1 protein-coding gene is annotated in these 1,057 nt (G+C 42.3%); it reads left to right on the forward strand.

From position 1 onward, the window contains the following. Positions 1-125 precede the first annotated feature (125 nt). A partial coding sequence (locus A3729_RS05050) for an EAL domain-containing protein (RefSeq protein WP_197475574.1) occupies positions 126-1,057 on the forward strand: 932 nt, incomplete at its 3' end.

The following is a 1,057-nucleotide window of genomic DNA, read 5'->3' on the forward strand; positions in this document are numbered from 1 at the left end:
TAAACCGACTCTTACTGACACTCAATAAAGCTCGTTACAATAAGCCGCAAAGATTAAAAGACTAATAGAGATTGTTTGCTAGTATTAATAGTTAATAAAGAACAACTATGATATCCCCTGAGCTCATGCAAAAAAAATTCGTTGTAAAAGACATCCTGAAGCACCATAACATCACCAGCTGGTTCCAACCGATCATTAATGTCGAGCGGCGTGAACTCATCGGCTGGGAGGCCTTTTCACGAGGGCCAGAGACTGATAATGGTTTAGAAACGCCAGCAATGTTTGATACGGCTGCCGAAGCGGGTATTTTAAAACCTTTTGACTTGATGTGCCTACACACAGCGGCCGAGAGCTTTGACCAGCTTCAACTGGAGAACAAGTTATTCATCAACATATCCAACGAAATGCTCATCGCCAGTAGTCGTTTAAAGGATCAGGTTGGAAAACTCATTGCTGACAATAGAGTTCCATCAACACGTATGGTGTTGGAAATTGATGAAAAGAATGCCAGCAATAACATTAATGAGCTTATCGAAGCTGTTCATTTTTTTCATGAGCAAGGCTTTGAGGTCGCAGTTGACCATTTGAGTGGAATAGACAATGTTGGTGAAAGCGCGTCGTTACATAAACTCTGGTCTGAAATAAAACCAGATTACATCAAACTGGATCGCAGCTTCATTCAAAACGTAAATGGTAGTGCCAGCAAACAAAAAACGGTCAAAGAAGTGGTAGCTGTCGCCCGCTCGATTGGTTCTGTGTTAATTGCTGAAGGGGTCGAAACAGAAAAAGAGCTTAAGAAGCTATATGAGCTAGGAGTTCATAATGTCCAAGGCTATTTAATTCAAAAACCACAGTTAGCACCCGTCGCCCCCAAGCTCGATGACTTACTCGACAAAGAACTGTTCGCAGAAACCAACCCAAAAAGTTTGGCCTGCGACTTGGTTGTTTCAACAGCTCATGTCGAAGTCGGCACCACAATCCAAAGCGTCTTTGAGTTACTTGAAGCCAATGTTCACATGAGTTCCATTGCGGTAGTAGAGAATGAGAAAGTAAAAGG

It is taken from the genome of Oleiphilus sp. HI0043 (assembly GCF_001634935.1).